The sequence below is a fragment of the Winogradskyella psychrotolerans RS-3 genome (assembly GCF_000427335.1).
In the GTDB taxonomy this organism is placed as follows: domain Bacteria; phylum Bacteroidota; class Bacteroidia; order Flavobacteriales; family Flavobacteriaceae; genus Winogradskyella; species Winogradskyella psychrotolerans.
Genome location: NZ_ATMR01000203.1, coordinates 1 through 17,016 on the forward strand (window position 1 = coordinate 1; position 17,016 = coordinate 17,016).

A 17,016-nucleotide genomic window follows, 5' to 3' on the forward strand; every position below is an offset into this window, starting at 1 on the left:
TTTTTTATATGATTGTAAGATGTGGGGGGGTTTTATTCTTCCTCTTTCTTTATTTCTTCTTTGACATCATCAATCGCGTCTTTCATTTCCGCCTCTATAATAGCAGGATTTTCAAAAGCGCGCTTTCCAAAGATTTTTTCAAGGTTATCTTTAAAAATAACTTCTTTGTCTAATAAGACTTCTGCCAACTCGGTTAGTTTGTCCTTGTTGTTTTCTAATAATTTGATGGCACGTTGATACTGTTCTTCAATAATATCTGAAATCTCCTGATCTATAAGTTCTGCTGTTTTTTCACTGTATGGCTTTGTAAAACCGTACTCTGATTGTCCAGAAGAATCATAATAGGTTAAGTTACCTACTTTGTCACTAAGTCCGTAAACAGTTACCATAGCTCTGGCTTGTTTCGTTACTTTTTCTAAGTCACTTAAAGCACCTGTAGAGATTTTATCAAAGATTACTTTTTCAGCAGCTCTACCCCCTAATGCAGCACACATTTCATCTAGCATTTGTTCTGGGTGTACAATTAAGCGCTCTTCTGGTAAATACCAAGCAGCACCTAAAGAACGACCTCTAGGGACAATAGTTACTTTTACTAATGGAGCAGCATGCTCTAACATCCAACTTACAGTAGCGTGTCCAGCTTCATGAAAGGCTACAGCTCTCTTTTCTGCAGGGGTGATAATTTTGTTTTTCTTCTCTAACCCACCAATAATTCTATCAACAGCATCTAAGAAATCTTGTTTGTTTACTGCTTTCTTTCCTTTTCTAGCTGCAATTAATGCCGCTTCGTTACAAACATTTGCGATATCTGCACCAGAAAAACCAGGTGTTTGTTTTGCTAAGAAATCAATATCTAAAGTTTCTTCTTTTTTAAGTGGACGTAAATGCACTTCAAAAATTTCTTTACGTTCTCTTACATCAGGAAGGTCTACATAAATCTGACGATCAAAACGACCAGCACGCATTAAAGCACTATCTAAAACGTCAGCTCTGTTTGTTGCTGCTAATACAATAACATTTGTGTTAGTTCCAAAACCATCCATCTCAGTTAAGAGTTGGTTTAAAGTGTTTTCACGCTCGTCATTAGAACCAGACATGTTGTTTTTTCCTCTAGCTCTACCAATGGCATCAATCTCATCAATAAATATAATTGAAGGCGATTTTTCTTTAGCTTGTTTAAATAAATCTCTTACCCGAGAAGCACCAACACCTACAAACATCTCTACGAAATCTGATCCAGATAAAGAGAAGAAAGGTACTTTAGCTTCACCGGCAACAGCTTTTGCTAATAATGTTTTACCTGTTCCTGGAGGTCCTACTAATAGAGCACCTTTTGGTATTTTACCACCTAGAGCAGTATATTTTTCAGGAAACTTTAAGAAGTCTACAATTTCTTGTACTTCTTCTTTAGCACCTTCTAAACCAGCCACATCTTTAAATGATGTTTTTGTATCTATTTTTTCATCGAAGAGTTTAGCTTTAGATTTTCCGATATTGAAAATCTGTCCACCAGCTCCTCCGCCTCCGCCACCAGACATACGACGCATTATAAAAATCCACACACCTATAATTAAGACAAATGGTAATAATGTTAATAGGAAATCTCCCCATACATTATGTTCCGTTTCATATACTAATTCGGTATTGAGATTATTAGTTTTAATAACTTCATTTACTTCTTTTTCAAAATTCTGAAGATCACCAAATTCAAACTTATAGTTTGGAGCAGGAGTTACAGATGGAAATATAGAATTAGAATTTGTCTTTTTGTGCGGAGATTGCTCTTTAGCTTCTTTTGTTAAGAAAACTCTAGCTTCTCTTTTGTTTACAATTTCAATTTTATCAACTTCACCTTGACTTAAATAAGTTAAGAATTGTGCCGGAGTTGTTTGTGTACCTGTAGATTCCCCAAATCCGCCAGAAAAAATCTGAATAGATAGGAATACAACAATGATAATTCCGTAAATCCAATACGGGTTTAGTTTCGGTTTCTTGTTTAAATTTTTATTGTCTTTAGCCATTCGTAGCGTTTCTCGTTTTAGTAACTAGTTTCTATTTGGGTTATTTTTGCATCTCCCCAAAGCTCTTCAATATCGTAGTATTCTCTTATGTGTTTTTGAAATACATGTACCACAACATTAACATAATCCATTAGAACCCATTCAGCATTTTCTGTGCCTTCAACGTGCCATGGTTTGTCTTTAAGTGTTTTGCTAACTTGCTTTTGTATGGAGCCAACGATTGCGTTTACCTGTGTGTTTGAAGTACCTTCGCAGATAATAAAATAATCACAAACCGTATTTTCTATCTCTCTTAAATCTAATAGTGTTATCTCTTTTCCTTTAACATCTTCAATACCTCCAATAATTGATGTAATAAGTTGGTCTGTAGGGATTTTATCTTTCTTCATTAAATTGTATTAATTTTGTGCAAAGTTATTATTTTTTTAGTTCTTGTATGCGCTTAATGTCATAAGAAAACTATAAAATAAAATTGCCTATTAAATGTACATAATCAAACTTAATGCCATTGACTCTACAAATACATATCTAAAGGATTTGTCAATTGTGGCTTTACCTAAAGATTATACCGTTGTGGTTGCAGAATTGCAGACAAAAGGTAGAGGGCAAATGGGTGCCAAATGGAAAGCGGAAAGTGGTAAGAACCTTACAGCGAGTGTGTTTAAAAGACTGCCGTATTTTAGTATTACAGAACAGTTTTATATTAGTATGGCTGTTTCTTTAGCGCTTTTTAAAGCGTTACGAACGTTTAAAATACCGCAATTACGTATCAAATGGCCTAACGACATTTTGTCAGCAGACACTAAATTATGTGGTGTTTTAATTGAAAATGTCATAAAAAACAATAATCTACAAGGCTCCATAATTGGATTTGGGCTTAATGTGAACCAAAAATTCTTCGACAATTTGCCACAAGCCTCTTCAATGAGTTTAGTAACGGGAGTAATTTTTAATAAAGATGAAGTACTTTCAGAAGTATTGAAACAATTGAAGATTCATTTTGATTTACTAGAATCTAAACAATTTCTTGAAATTAAGTCGGAATACGAAAGTCTCCTTTTTAGAAAAAATAAGCCATCAACTTTTAGAACGTCTAAAAATGATAGCTTTTCTGGGATCATACAAGGTGTAACCGAGAACGGCCAATTAAAAGTTTGGACGGAAGACGGTATTATTAAAACCTTCGATCTTAAGGAAATTAAGTTGCTATATTAAGTTGCAACTTGTTTATTTCTTATGGTGTTTAAACCTCAGTTTTCATGTTGGTGACTAAAGTCTCAATAAATTTACTGATAGGCCCTTTTATCATCATTCCCATCATAGCGTTAAATTCTCCTTCAAAATTTAATTTAACATCAGTTTTGTTAGGTTCAATCTCTGTGATATTAGCCTCTAAAGCGAAATCTAATTTTCCGCCTGCAGCACCTAGAACTATTTTACTGTGAGGAATAACTTCTTTTTTCTTTAATATAATTTCTGGCATTCCTTTTAATGCGAATAGAAATTTATCATTTTCTAAAACTTCAAATTTGCTAATGTTTTCTGGCATTAAGCTTTCAAAATTTTTAACGTCAGATAGAAAATTAAAAGTTTCTTCTGCTGATTTATCTAAAGTTACTTTTGGGGATTCTAATTTCATAGGTATTGTATTATGTTGTTTTTTTTGCTTGTTGTTAAGTTTTAGCTTCTCAGCTAAACAACTCAACAATTTCACTATATGCTATATCAATTAGCGTTCCATTCACTAGGATTGGCATTCCATTGTGCTAAAATGTCTTGTTGGTCTTTGGTGATATAAAAGGTTTCAACAGCTTGTTCTAGTAAGTTTTCATAATTACCAAGCGTGTGTAATTGAACATTAGCGTCTTCAAAATTCTTTTTAGCGACATCAAATCCATAAGAGAAAATAGCAACCATGCCTTTTACATTCACTTCGGCTTCTTTTAAAGCTTGCACAGCATTAAGACTGCTCATTCCTGTACTAATTAAATCTTCAACCACAACAACGGTTTGTCCTTTTTCTAAAACGCCCTCAACTTGGTTTTGGCGACCATGCTTTTTTGCTTCTGGTCTTACATAAACAAAAGGTAGGTTTAAGTATTCTGCGACTAAAGCACCAATACCAATAGCACCTGTTGCAACACCAGCAATAACGTCTGGTTTACCATAGAGGTCTTCTATGTTTTGAGCAATTGTGGCTCTAATGTAATTTCTAATAGTTGGATACGATAGTACAATTCTGTTATCGCAATAAATTGGAGATTTCCAGCCAGAAGCCCAAGTAAAAGGATCATTGGATTGTAATTTTATAGCATTAATTTGCAGTAAAACTTCTGCTGTTTTTTTGGCAGTATCTTTGTTAAAAATCATGTTACAAAAATAATGATTTTTCGAGGTTAGAAAATTTTAAACGAAAATAAATTTCATTTCAAATGGTTTCTCATAAAAAATAATAAATTTACAAAAGGAAAGTTGAAACAAACTCAAGCGATGTACACTATTTATGTAGGTGATAAACCTATAATTTTAACTACTGAAGTAACAAAAGAAACTGATTTTAAATCCTTTCTTTTAAAGTCTGTAAATATTGGTAAGGTAATAAAAACCTTGAATAATACGGATTTGAAATCAGTACACTTAATTCATAAAAATGAAGATAAGTTGCTCAAAAAGTTTTTAAAGCTTTTACCCAATGTCGTAGCTGGTGGAGGAAAAGCTTATAATTCTAAAAATGAAATTCTTTTTATTTATAGAAATGATAAATGGGATTTGCCAAAAGGAAAAGCTGAACGTAAAGAGTCGATTGAGGAAACTGCTATACGCGAAGTAGAAGAGGAGACAGGTGTTGAAGGTTTAAAAATCACCAAGCCATTACCAACAACGTATCATATCTTTAAACGAAACGGCAAACATAAAATTAAAGTAACGTATTGGTTTGAAATGTCTACCGATTTTGAAGGAGAATTATTTCCACAAGAAAATGAAGGCATTACTAAAGTAGAATGGTTAGATGACAAGGCATCTCAAAAAGCTTTGGAAAATAGTTATGCTAATATTCGAATTTTGGTTTAAGTGAGTTGAACCTTTCTTACTTTATAAACAAGCTTTTTGTGTGATTTAAGTTTCTAAATTGTGGTTTGATTTTAACACTTTTAAGGTGTTTAAAATAGTCTGTTTTAGTACTGAATTCATACTGTTTTCTGTAGCAAATTTCTGATTAACTTCAATCTCAATGCCTAAATAATTCGTTGGAAATTGCTTTCTTAAAAAGGTAGTGAAGCCATCCGCTTTTCCAAGATAGGGATAATTAAATCGCACATTTAAATTTGGATTTTGTTGTAAAAGGTTTGCTTTAAATTGTTTGCAAAACTCTTGTTCCTTTTTATGACGAGAATCATAAAGTAATCCAATGTCACCTTTGCGTTCGTCACCATTTAGATTTGAGGTGAAACTATGAATAGAAAGATGTAGAACTTGCTGTTTGCTTCTAATGTATTCAGCTATTTTGTATTCAATTTCAGTTCTATATGGAAAATAATATTTTTTAAGAATTTCTGATTTTTCATTTTTAGATAAACCGTTGCTAAATTCTGAAAAAAGTTGCTTGCTAAATAATGAACGATTCAGCTCTACTAATAAACGACTTGTTGTACTAAAATACGAAGCATCAGATAACGGTTCTAACTGTTGAAACAAATCTAAAGCTCCTAAATCATAACCACGATGTGTTTTTAAAATAGCTTCGTTGAAGTGTTTTTTAAAAGCTTCAGGAATGTTATTTCCTCCATGTTCGCAAGTTAAAATGAGTTTCATGTCTTTATTCGTATTGTTTTTTTAAGGTCACATGGTTCTCCCTTATAATCATTCTCTAGTGTGTCAAAATCTAGTTATGGATGGCTTCATGGCTGAAACAACGTATTCGTTTTTAAACAATTCTGCATGTCTTTATAAACAGAAATAATATGAGCTTCGGTTGTATCATTACCAATTGCTTTTAATAGTCTTGTCGCTAAAGTACCTTCTTTTAAAATTACTTCAATAGCCTTATGATGTGATTTATGTAATTTTGATTTTACTGCATTATACAAGTGTTTCCATACCTCGTTTACAGAGGAACTACTTTCAATTCCAAATAAATGTAAATACTCTAGATTTTCAATTTTAGAGTTCTCGGCATGTTTTATGGTATCGTTTAAAATGAGAAATAAATCTTCTTTTATCCACATTTTTTGTTCTTTTAGAGTACAGAATTCTTTATTAACCAAAGCTTTTAACACTTCGATAACCAATGCACAAATAGCAATATCTGCTTTAGGACATTCTTGAATATCCATTAAGCGAATCTCAATAGCATTACGATCAAAACGTGCAATTGCTCCTCGTGAATTTAAAAAATGCTGATCTAAAATCTTATCTTTATCATAAGGTTGAATCGCTCGTTTTATCGGTTCGAAAATCGTTGCATGATAATCTAATTTTGAAAATACACGTTCTGGAATGACCATGCCTGTCAACTCCGGAATTTCCTTCTGATTGGTTTTATAAAATTCTAATCGCGTGTCTTTAAAGCCTGTGATTTGACCATCGAGAATAGGTGAGCTAGCACACAGTCCTGGTAGTAGCGGTAACAAAACTCTAATGGCTGCATGTAGTTGTTCAAACTCCTTATCGTCATAGAACGGTAAATTGATATGTGTGCTTTGTACGTTACTCCATCCATGACCTTTACAGTTGAAAATAGTATTGTAAAGCGCGTAAATTTTACTATAACTATGTTTCCAAAGCTGAGTATCTGTATTAGGATTCATCAATGGATGAGAGGCTGAGCCTAAGAGTTTTAAATCTAATGGTTGTAAAAGCGCATTAATTTCCATGATATTGGCATGAAATTTATCAGCCAAATCATCTGTGCTTTTTGCAGGGCCATTAGTTTTTAGTTCAATAACATGAGCCACAAGTTCATTGCTCCATGCAATACTACCATTTTCGATATCCGATACTATTTTTCCTGCTTTTAATGTAAGCAGCTCATCCACTTTTGGTGCAACTTTTAAATTATCATTTTCAACGAGCATATATTCGAGTTCAATTCCGTAAACTTCGAATAAATGATATTTTTTTTCATGTGTTTAATATTGTGTTTTAATAGTCACATGTCATTGGTTATTAATCATTTTGCGGATTAATCGAAACTCATAACATGATCATTCAGTGTGCTACTCTAATCGTTTTTTTAATGCTGAAAGAATTTCTGTGTAGACCAAATCGCCATAATGTGCGTCTTCTACTCCAAAATCAATATTGGGGTTGTCATTAATTTCTATAACCATCAGTTTGCCATCTACAACTTTAATGTCAATACCGTAAAGCCCTAATCCCATTAATTTTGCGGATTTTAATGCGATGTCAATCACGCTTTTTGGGACGTCTTCAATAGGTAAACAATCAGCATCTCCATCTTGGTCATTTTTGTCGGTCGCTTTCCAATTATAAATCTGCCAGTGGTCTTTTGCCATATAATATTTACAGGCATAAAATGGTTTATTATCAATAATGCCTATACGCCAATCGTAATCTGATGGACAAAATTCTTGCGCAATAATCAAATCAGATTCCTTTAGCATTTCGGTAACTAAAGCATTGTATTCGTCTTTCGTTTTTGCCTTTTTTACTCCAAAAGAAAAGGTAGAATCAGGTGCTTTTAAAACACAAGGTAATCCTGTTTGTTCTAAGACTGCATTCCGGTTGTTACTGTGTACAATTACTGTTTTAGGCGTGCTAATATTAGCATTGTTCATGGCTTCAGCCATATAAACCTTGTTGCAACATTTTAAAATAGCATCCGGATAATCAATTATTGCAATACCTTCTTGCTGTGCTTTTCGCGCAAACATGTAAGCTTCATTATTAACTTCTGTGCTTTGTCTTAAAAATAAAGCATCAAAAGAAGACAAGCGTGATAAATCTTTTGGTTCAATAATTTCGGCATAGATATTCATCTTTTCGGCAATTTCTATAAACTTTTTTAAGGCTTTAGGATTGCTTGGAGGTGCCGGATCGTTAGGGTTAACCAATATGGCTAAGTCGAAATCGTAATTTGTAACTTTTGCAGTATCGTAACGTTTTTTTGCAAAATACTGATTAGCAAATTCACGGACACTACTTATGTGTTCTACTGGTATTTCGGCTTCAGAAATAGCCTTTATACTTTGAATGTTCCATTTTGTGGTATGATTAAAATTTACACGTAAAAATGGGACTTGAAAGTGCTTGTAAAAAAGGGCACTCAAGTTTTTGTATTTCTGTGCTACGTTTTGCCCAAAATAGATACTCAACGTAAAATCTTGTGACTTTATGTTTTTTAAACTTTGTTGAATAACATCATCAAACTCATCAGAAACAATTCTAACTAATTTTAAAGCTTTAAGATCCACAATGTTTTTTGTAGTTGGAATCGGTAAGTGACCTCTGGCTTCTGCCAAAAGTGATACGTAATAGCCTTTGGATTGGTAAGAGTAGTCCTTGCATAAATTGAAAATTCGTGCATTTTTTAATAAGGAATACTTCGGGTTTGTAAGATAATCTTGAGCGGAAATTACGGTTATATTATCAATTGAAAAGTTCCATTTTTCAGGTTGATTAACAACTATATATTTGTTCATTTAGAGCGCATTACGCTATTATAATTTTAAACAAATGTATATTATTTTTTGATTGGTTTTACAGGTATTAAAAATTATTTTTATTGTTTTTTCTTAGACTGATTTAATGCTTTTTTATTGAAGGAATTCACTCTGTGAAATCGCACAAATTCAAGTCTATTGTACTCTATATACAGGATACTGCATATGCGCCTTCTCATAATTTTTACTCTGTTTATGTAACCAGTCTAATTGTGCATACCAACTATTGGCAAAATCTTCATCATAACTAATTTTTATATTGTATTCTATTTGAAGTTTTGGGTTGTTCTTCAAAAGTTGTTCAGCTTTATCTTCCCAAACATAAGGTGAAAATCCTTCTTTTTGTTGTAAAATAGTATCGAAGAAATTCCAGTTAAAAAATGAATCTGGGGCAGAAGGTTCTAGTGTTTCTAATAGATAACGAATGGCATCTTGATTCGTAGAAATTAAATAATCTCCTTTTCTAAAAGAGATGTTGTCAGTAGATGTGTTAACGTTTGTTTTGTAATGTGTATAATGACCTTCGTAAGGAGACGTACGGGTTTCGTAGCTTCCCATTTTATAAGATTCAACGGTTAGTGTCGTGTCATTTTTAAATTGTGTAAATTCTACGTTATTCAGTTTTAATAAATCAATGACATTATACCAACCTTGCGGAATAATATAGGCTTTAGGAATGGTAATAGAGTCCGTTGCTTTAAAATAATTTTGATATGTAACGTCTTTTGTAAATGGTTTTGATTGATCGTATTTTAACCGTTTTGCACCAGTAAATTCACTAGGAATCATCTCGCCTTCATAACCTTTAAATTTTAGAGTAGAGGTTAGGCTTGTGTCTACAACCCAAGTTATTGGATAGCTGTCACCTGCTGCCCATAGTTTTGCTTGTTCTTTCCTGAGTTTTGTGATTTTATCTCCTTGTTCTTCGGTGATTTCAATCATGCTTTTCATTAATTCGTAAGTGCCTTCTACGCGTTGTTTGTATGGTTTTAGCATGTGTGTTTCTATCATCATGCCAAGAGTATTAAACAACGTTGTATACCCAGTAGAATATCTTGGAGTGTCTAAAAATTGTGTAAATCCAGAATCTGGTGTGCGGTTAAATACGTTAACGTAAGGTGTAATATCCCATGATTTTGCTTCAAGTTTTTGTTCTAGCGTTGGCATTATCTCAGAATGCATAAACTCACCAAGTTCACCTCCTAATTTATTATGTTGAGTAAATAAATGGGTTAGCGTATATTGATAATCGGCTCCATTACTAACATGGTTATCTATAAAAACATCTGGCTGCACTAAATGAAATATTTTAGCAAAAGCTTTGGCATTTTTGGTGTCAGCTTTTATGAAATCCCGATTTAAATCATAGTTTCTTGCATTGCCCCTAAATCCATAGGTTTTCGGACCGTTTTGATTGGTGCGTGTTGTTGAATTTCTATTTAAACTGCCACCTACATTATATATTGGAATGGTAACTACAATTGTATTTTTAGGCGCATCTATTTTACCTTGAACAACATCTCTAAACAACATCATCGTCGCATCAATACCATCTGATTCGCCAGGGTGAATACCATTATTAATTAATAGGATTCTATTGTTTTGTCTAAGCGATTCAAAGTTGTCGGCTGAACCGTTCATGTTTAACGTTACTATATGTAGGGGTTTTCCTGAATCTGTTTCTCCGATTTCTTGAATCGAAACTTCAGGGTAACTGTTGGCTAAATCTTCATAATATTTTATGGTTTCTTGATAAGTTGCGGTTTCAAAACCTTCACTTTTTTCGAAAACTGTTGTGAAATCTATTTCAAAAGTTTTATTTTCCGAATCTTGTTTTTGGTTTTTTCATTACAAGCAACTAACAATAAGGCTAATACTAGTAGTTTTTTCATAGTCTAGAAATTTGGCTAAAATTACTTATATTTATTAACATGAAAACATATAAACTTAGCTTTGGTATTATAACCATACTTAAAGCTAATCTTGCTGAGGTTATTATAGATGATGGTGTAGTGTTGGATATGAAAATGGTAAAAGAATATCATACTTTTTTGATCGAAAAATTAGAAGTCCCGTTTTTCTTATTAATTAATAAAAAGTATTCTTACACGTATACTTTTGAAGCACAAAAGTCTATTGTAAATAAAAATATCGTGAAAGCCATGGCTGTTGTAACACATGCTTATGTATCTAAATTAGCTACCGATGTTTTAATAAATATGAATCGCGATAACGGTTGGAATATAAAGATGTTTAAGAGTCGCGAAGAGGCCTTAGAATGGTTAGAAAATCAGGCCTGATTTTATAGCTACTTTGACATAAAAAAATAATAACTTTGCATTTCATTTTACGACTCTATTCTTAAATAAATGCAAGCAACTACAAATACTATTTTAATGATTCGTCCTGTTAGTTTTAGGATGAACGAGCAAACAGCTGTCAATAATTATTTTCAGGAAGATTTAGATTTAAAAAATGCTGAGATTAATTCAAAAGCTCAAGAAGAATTTGATGCTTTTGTACAAAAATTGAAAGCAGTTGGTATTAATGTCATTGTTGAAGAAGATGACAAAGTAAATGATACTCCAGATTCTATTTTTCCAAATAATTGGGTGAGTTTTCATGCTAATGGAGACATCGCAAAATATCCAATGTTTGCAGAGAATAGAAGACGTGAGCGTAGAGATGAAATTTTTATCAGACTTGAAGAAGAAGGATTTAAAATTGAAAACATTGTTGACTATACATCAGCCGAACATGAAGGTCTCTTTTTAGAAGGTACAGGAAGCATTATATTAGATCGTGCTAATAGAAAGGCTTATTGTGCTTTATCGCCAAGAGCTGACGAGGATTTATTTATAGAATTTTGTGAAGATTTTGAATACAGTCCTGTAATTTTTACAGCGTATCAAACTGTAGATGATAAACGCTTGCCAATATACCATACCAATGTAATGATGTGTATTGCTGAGAATTTTGCTGTAATTTGCTTAGATAGTATTGATGATAAAAAAGAGCGTAAAAGTGTTGTAAAGCATCTCAGGAATGATGGAAAAGAAATCATTTCAATTACAGAAAAACAAATGCATCATTTTGCAGGAAATATGTTGCAATTACGAGGTAACAAGGAACAGCTTTATTTAATTATGAGTGAGGCTGCGCATAAAAGTTTAACACCAAATCAAATTGTAGCGATAGAAAAGCATTGCCCTATTATTTCGAGTTCTTTAGAGACTATAGAAACTTGTGGTGGTGGAAGTGCGCGTTGTATGATCGCTGAAGTATTTTTACCGAAAGCTTAAGCTGTATCGGTTTTTCTTTGAATTCTAGTTTGTTAATTTGTAAAATAGACTCGGAATCTTAAACACGAAGCTAAGCCTTAGATCCTGCCTTAGGTAATTCAACGAAGAATTTACTTCCAACATGTTCTGTGCTTTCTACCCAGATTCTGCCGTTATTCAATTCTACTAAATCCTTAGCGATAGACAATCCTAGGCCAGTTCCTTTTTCGTTTTTAGTACCAGCAGTCGTAAAGTTTTTATGTGCCGCAAATAACTTATCAATGTTGTCTTTAGAAATACCAACACCAGTGTCTTCAATGCAAATTAAGGATTTGCCACTAACCTCTGTATTAGAAATAGTAATAACATCACCTGTTCTGCTAAATTTAACAGCATTTGTAATTAAATTCTGAATCACAATTTCTACCATGCTGCGATCGGCATAAATAAAATCGTTCTGAGATTCATCAATTAAAACAATACGTTTGTCTTCAACTTTTTGTTCAACTAAAGCAATTTTAGTTTGAAACACTTCTTGAATGTTAAATAGCTCAGGTTTTGGTTCTAAATTCTGCATTTGCGATTTAGACCAGTTTAATAAATTAAATAAAAGTGACGATGCATTATTAGCATTTTCGCTTAATTCTGGAATCAACTCATAAAATTCATCCTTAGAAATGCTGTCTTCTTTTAGTAAATCTAAAAACGCTTTAATAGAAGAGATTGAATCTTTTAAGTCGTGAGAGACAATAGAAAAAAGTTTGTCTTTAACTTGGTTAACCTCTTCTAAATGATGTGTTTGTTCTAAAATAGCTTCAGTTCTTATTTGTTCTTCTGCTAATATGTCTTTTTGTTTTTCTAATGCTTCTTTATGAGTTTTAGTTTTTAAAAGACTATAAATTAGTAGGCCTAACAATACTATAAATGCTGCTATAACTCCATATAGAATGTAAGGATTGCTCAACGAGGTTGATGCTTCAGTTGCGTTATTTTCAGTGTTATCTGTAAGATCTTTACTATTTGAGTTGTCTTTAATTAAATCTAAATGTTCTAATTCTGTTGGAAAAACAGGTCGATTAATTTTAGACAGCGAGTCTTTTAAATTGTAAAATTTATTTTGCCAGAAAAACGCATTTTGATAATAACCACGTGTAGAATCTAAAGCAATATGAAGTTTGTAGTTTTCTAAAAGTTCGGTTTTATCATCTGTTTTCTGTGCTATTTTATAAGCTTCGTTTAATTGTCTTTCAGCTAATTTTAGCTTTTTGTTTTGAAGATTTAAATGTCCAATAGCATTTAAGGCTCTTAAAAGCCCTTCATTATTATCTTGCTGTCTGTTGTATTTTAAACCTTCTACTAAGTACTCAGAAGCTTTATCATATTCTTTAAAACGTAAGTATTCGCTACCTAATTTAGGAAGTATTTCTCCTCTAAGAACTTGATCGGTTTTAGGATTAAGAATATCTAATGCTTTTTCGTAATATTCAATAGCCTTGCGATGCTCTTTTAATATAGAATAAAGTCCGGCTATATTTTTAGTAGATATTTTAATACCATCCTTATCATTAATTTCCTTTCGGACTTCTAAAGCTTTAAAATTATATTCTATAGCCTTATCAATTTGATTGGTTTTGTAGTAAGCTTCAGCAAGATTATTATAAGCTGCACTTAGTTCCTCTTTTAAATACTGTTTTTCAAAAATATCTATTGCAGATAATGAATTTTGTAAACCAACCTTATAATTTCCTCTTTTTATTTCAACAAGTCCAATGCTGTTGCTCACTTTGGCCACACCAAGTGTATCTTTTATTTGTAAATATAAATTTCTAGATCTTTTGTAGTTGTCAATAGCATTAAAGTAATCGTTACGTTCTGTAAAGATTAATGCTCTGATGTAACTGCTCTCTGCTTGTCCTTTTATGTAATTAAGGTCATCAGAAAGTTTTGAGGTTTCATTAATGTAAAGTAATGCCTTACTGTAGTCTTTTTGTTTAAAGAGTTCATTTATAAGCACCAAAGACATATCCACCTTTGTAGAGTCTGCGTTCAAATAAGCTATTTGTACCGTAAGTTTATCTATTTTTTCATTTTGTGAAAAAACGGATAACGATATAAGATACACAGCTAGTATAAGTAACTGTCTCATCTTAAAATAGCGTTAAAACGAATTGCGCTGTTTTGGTTTGAAAAACTTTTAGGGAGGGACGAAAAAAGTAAGTTAACACAAAACAATAACAACTGGGTTAATGTTTGATTATTAAGCCTCATTAATGTTTGGGACATTGATTAATAGCCCTCCAAAAGTGCTATTATGAATGCAATTATGCTAATTATTAGGATTTAATACCAATTTATTAGTTGAACAGACAAATATAATATTTTCAAAAATCAGCTTATCGACCAAAGGTAAATTTAAAGGGGGTAATACTGTTTTGTCGACGAAATGCATCTTTAAGTTATAACGTTGTCTTTTAGTTAGTTATTGTTGAATACATCTAAAATAGATAAGGCTTTTAAGTTAAAATCAAACATACATTGGTTTTCCCACGATGTGCCATTTGTCGATGTATTTTCATTACCATTAAATGCCACCCAATCTGGAGCCCAATAACAAAAACCTATTTCTTTTTTATTTGGAATAGCTTTTATGGTAAAAATCAGCCATTCCATATATGCTTTCTGGCCTTGTGGAGTAGAAGCAAATTCTAGAATGATGTGATTTGAGCTTATAAGGTTTGTTCTTTTGGACTTTACAAAACCTAGAAGTTCTACCGAATTTCCATTCGCATCTTTATAATCTATAACGTAGTTTTTTAATTCACTTTGAAATGATAAATCCATGCCTTTATAGAATAGTTCATTCTCAGGGATGTCATCGTCAGTAATAGAATTATTATTATTATTATCTGAACATGATGTCAAAATAACAATGGAGCTGGAAAGCCAATATTTTAAAAATTTTATTTCAGCCATAGATATTAAGCTTCTGTCAATTCTAAAATTTTTCAAAAGCCTATAAAGTTAAGTAATTATGTCTGCATAGAAACCTAATAAAACAATAAAACTTCTATCTTTGCCAACGTTTTAAAACACCAAAATAAAGCATAATTATGACCCTTCAAGAGACTTTAGAATTACATGTAAAAGCAGCGATAAAAGCGTTGTTTCAAGCGGAATTAGAATCAGTAGAATTTCAAGCGACTCGCAAAGAGTTTGCAGGAGATGTTACGGTTGTAGTATTCCCAATGTTGCGTGTTGTAAAAGGAAATCCTGTTGTTATTGGAGAACAAGTCGGTCAGTATTTATTAGACAATGTAGATTTAGTTAAAGGTTTTAATGTTGTTAAAGGCTTTTTAAATATCGAAATTAGTGATTCATATTACTTAGATTTCTTCACGTCTATAAAAGGAAATGATTCTTATGGTTTTGTGAATCAAAAGGATGATAAAGCTGTTATGGTAGAATATTCTTCACCAAACACAAACAAACCATTGCATTTAGGGCACGTAAGAAATGTGCTCTTAGGTTATAGTGTTGCTGAAATTTTAAAAGCTTCAGGTAAGAAAGTTTACAAAACCCAAATCATTAATGATAGAGGTATTCATATTTGTAAGAGTATGTTGGCTTATCAAAAATTTGGTAAAAATGAAACACCTACAGAAGATTTGAAAGGAGATAAACTAGTTGGAAATTACTATGTAAAGTTTGACCAGGAATATAAGTCTGAAATTTCAGAATTAATGGCTCAAGGTCAATCTGAAGAAGATGCTAAAAAGAATGCCCCCTTATTATTAGAAGCACAGCAAATGTTACTAAAATGGGAAGCAGGTGATGAGGCGGTTGTTGCTCTTTGGGAAAAAATGAATCAGTGGGTTTATGATGGTTTTGATGTCACTTACAAAAATATTGGTGTAGATTTCGATACCTATTACTACGAAAGTAATACCTATTTACTAGGAAAAGAATTTGTTGCAGAAGGATTAAAAACAGGTGTTTTTGAGCAAGATGCTGATGGTTCTGTTTGGTGCGATTTAACCCAAGATGGTTTAGATAGAAAAATTGTGCTTAGAGCGGATGGTACAGCTGTCTATATGACACAAGATATTGGTACAGCCATTCAGCGAATTAAAGATTATCCTGACGTTGGAGGTATGGTTTATACCGTTGGTAACGAACAAGACTATCATTTTAAAGTCTTATTCTTAATCTTGAAAAAATTAGGTTTTGATTGGGCTAAAAATCTATTCCATTTAAGTTATGGTATGGTAGATTTACCAAGCGGAAAAATGAAGAGTAGAGAAGGAACGGTTGTAGATGCTGATGACTTAATCCAAGAAATGGCAGATACTGCTGAAGAGATTTCTAAAGAATTAGGAAAGCTAGAAGAGTACTCAGAAGAAGAAAAGCAAACCCTTTACAAAACTATAGGTTTAGGAGCTTTAAAATATTACATCTTAAAAGTAGATCCTAAAAAGCGAATTTTATTCGATCCAAAAGAATCTATCGATTTCCAAGGAAATACAGGGCCATTTATTCAATACACGTATGCTAGAATTCAGTCAATTTTAAGAAAGGCTAATGTGGATGCTAATGGCGCTTCGACTTCGCTCAGCGACCAAATAGCACTTCACGAAAAAGAAAGGCAACTTATTAAACAATTAGAGCAATTTCCAGTAATAATACAAAATGCAGCAGAACAACATAGTCCTGCTTTAATTGCGAATTATACTTACGATTTGGTAAAGGACTTTAATTCGTTTTACCAGAATGTATCTATTCTAGGCGCAGACTCTGACGTCGAAAAGAATTTTAGAGTGGCTTTATCTAAAACGGTTAGCCAAACTATTAAAAATGCATTTAAAATGTTAGGGATTGAGGTTCCTGAGCGTATGTAGATTTGTCATTTTCGCTATTAGCAGTATTACTTTTTTTTTAATCAATTTTGCTATCAATTTTAAGAATTGAAAACACAACGTGATACTTGATGTTTACAATTTAACATATTGAATAGAAGCGTATTGTGTCCTTTTT

15 protein-coding genes are annotated in these 17,016 nt (G+C 32.4%); 5 read left to right on the forward strand and 10 right to left on the reverse strand.

Annotation, left to right across the window (positions count from 1 at the left end; genetic code table 11):
• Positions 1-32 precede the first annotated feature (32 nt).
• Positions 33-2,021, reverse strand: coding sequence for an ATP-dependent zinc metalloprotease FtsH (gene ftsH / locus ADIWIN_RS17955; RefSeq protein ID WP_020896615.1), 1,989 nt, complete (start codon positions 2,019-2,021; stop codon positions 33-35).
• 17 nt (positions 2,022-2,038) lie between these two features.
• Positions 2,039-2,410, reverse strand: coding sequence for a ribosome silencing factor (gene rsfS / locus ADIWIN_RS17960; protein WP_020896616.1), 372 nt, complete (start codon positions 2,408-2,410; stop codon positions 2,039-2,041).
• Between the two features lie 94 nt (positions 2,411-2,504).
• Here rsfS and ADIWIN_RS17965 point away from each other — a divergent pair, with 94 nt between their 5' ends.
• Entirely contained in the window at positions 2,505-3,236 is a 732-nt protein-coding gene (locus ADIWIN_RS17965) for a biotin--[acetyl-CoA-carboxylase] ligase (protein ID WP_020896617.1), read from the forward strand.
• A gap of 28 nt (positions 3,237-3,264) precedes the next feature.
• Here ADIWIN_RS17965 and ADIWIN_RS17970 read toward each other — a convergent pair whose 3' ends face one another.
• Positions 3,265-3,660 (reverse strand): hypothetical protein, encoded by a 396-nt coding sequence (locus ADIWIN_RS17970; RefSeq protein ID WP_020896618.1) that lies wholly within the window; start codon positions 3,658-3,660, stop codon positions 3,265-3,267.
• Between the two features lie 86 nt (positions 3,661-3,746).
• On the reverse strand, positions 3,747-4,391 hold the full coding sequence (pyrE, locus tag ADIWIN_RS17975; protein WP_020896619.1) for an orotate phosphoribosyltransferase: 645 nt from the start codon (positions 4,389-4,391) through the stop codon (positions 3,747-3,749).
• Positions 4,392-4,511: 120 nt separating this feature from the next.
• On the opposite strand from pyrE, the gene ADIWIN_RS17980 reads away from it, so the two are divergent.
• Positions 4,512-5,093: an NUDIX hydrolase gene (locus tag ADIWIN_RS17980; RefSeq protein ID WP_020896620.1), complete on the forward strand. Its 582-nt coding sequence runs from the start codon at positions 4,512-4,514 to the stop codon at positions 5,091-5,093.
• Positions 5,094-5,138: 45 nt separating this feature from the next.
• Here ADIWIN_RS17980 and ADIWIN_RS17985 read toward each other — a convergent pair whose 3' ends face one another.
• From ADIWIN_RS17985 to ADIWIN_RS18000, 4 genes are all read right to left on the reverse strand, one after another.
• A complete protein-coding gene (locus ADIWIN_RS17985) occupies positions 5,139-5,834 on the reverse strand; it encodes an N-formylglutamate amidohydrolase (RefSeq protein WP_020896621.1) in 696 nt (231 codons plus the stop codon).
• Positions 5,835-5,920: 86 nt separating this feature from the next.
• Positions 5,921-7,111 (reverse strand): glutamate-cysteine ligase family protein, encoded by a 1,191-nt coding sequence (locus ADIWIN_RS17990; RefSeq protein WP_040757705.1) that lies wholly within the window; start codon positions 7,109-7,111, stop codon positions 5,921-5,923.
• Between the two features lie 126 nt (positions 7,112-7,237).
• Positions 7,238-8,683, reverse strand: coding sequence for a RimK family ATP-grasp domain-containing protein (locus ADIWIN_RS17995; protein ID WP_020896623.1), 1,446 nt, complete (start codon positions 8,681-8,683; stop codon positions 7,238-7,240).
• A 156-nt stretch (positions 8,684-8,839) separates the two neighbouring features.
• Positions 8,840-10,345: a M14 family metallopeptidase gene (locus tag ADIWIN_RS18000; protein ID WP_020896624.1), complete on the reverse strand. Its 1,506-nt coding sequence runs from the start codon at positions 10,343-10,345 to the stop codon at positions 8,840-8,842.
• 290 nt (positions 10,346-10,635) lie between these two features.
• Here ADIWIN_RS18000 and ADIWIN_RS18005 point away from each other — a divergent pair, with 290 nt between their 5' ends.
• Positions 10,636-11,004: a DUF7793 family protein gene (locus tag ADIWIN_RS18005; protein ID WP_020896625.1), complete on the forward strand. Its 369-nt coding sequence runs from the start codon at positions 10,636-10,638 to the stop codon at positions 11,002-11,004.
• 69 nt (positions 11,005-11,073) lie between these two features.
• Positions 11,074-12,006 (forward strand): citrulline utilization hydrolase CtlX, encoded by a 933-nt coding sequence (gene ctlX, locus ADIWIN_RS18010; protein WP_020896626.1) that lies wholly within the window; start codon positions 11,074-11,076, stop codon positions 12,004-12,006.
• Positions 12,007-12,076: 70 nt separating this feature from the next.
• On the opposite strand, the gene ADIWIN_RS18015 is transcribed toward ctlX, so the two are convergent.
• The gene (locus ADIWIN_RS18015) at positions 12,077-14,131 is read right to left on the reverse strand and encodes a tetratricopeptide repeat-containing sensor histidine kinase (RefSeq protein WP_040757707.1); all 2,055 of its coding nucleotides are present in this window, start codon (positions 14,129-14,131) and stop codon (positions 12,077-12,079) included.
• 329 nt (positions 14,132-14,460) lie between these two features.
• The gene (locus ADIWIN_RS18020; RefSeq protein ID WP_040757708.1) at positions 14,461-14,958 is read right to left on the reverse strand and encodes a glycosyl hydrolase 53 family protein; all 498 of its coding nucleotides are present in this window, start codon (positions 14,956-14,958) and stop codon (positions 14,461-14,463) included.
• A 137-nt stretch (positions 14,959-15,095) separates the two neighbouring features.
• Between ADIWIN_RS18020 and argS the strand changes: the two genes are divergently transcribed.
• Positions 15,096-16,880 carry an arginine--tRNA ligase gene (gene argS, locus ADIWIN_RS18025; RefSeq protein WP_020896629.1) on the forward strand — a complete coding sequence of 595 codons (1,785 nt, stop codon included), beginning with the start codon at positions 15,096-15,098 and terminating at the stop codon, positions 16,878-16,880.
• Positions 16,881-17,016 lie beyond the last annotated feature (136 nt).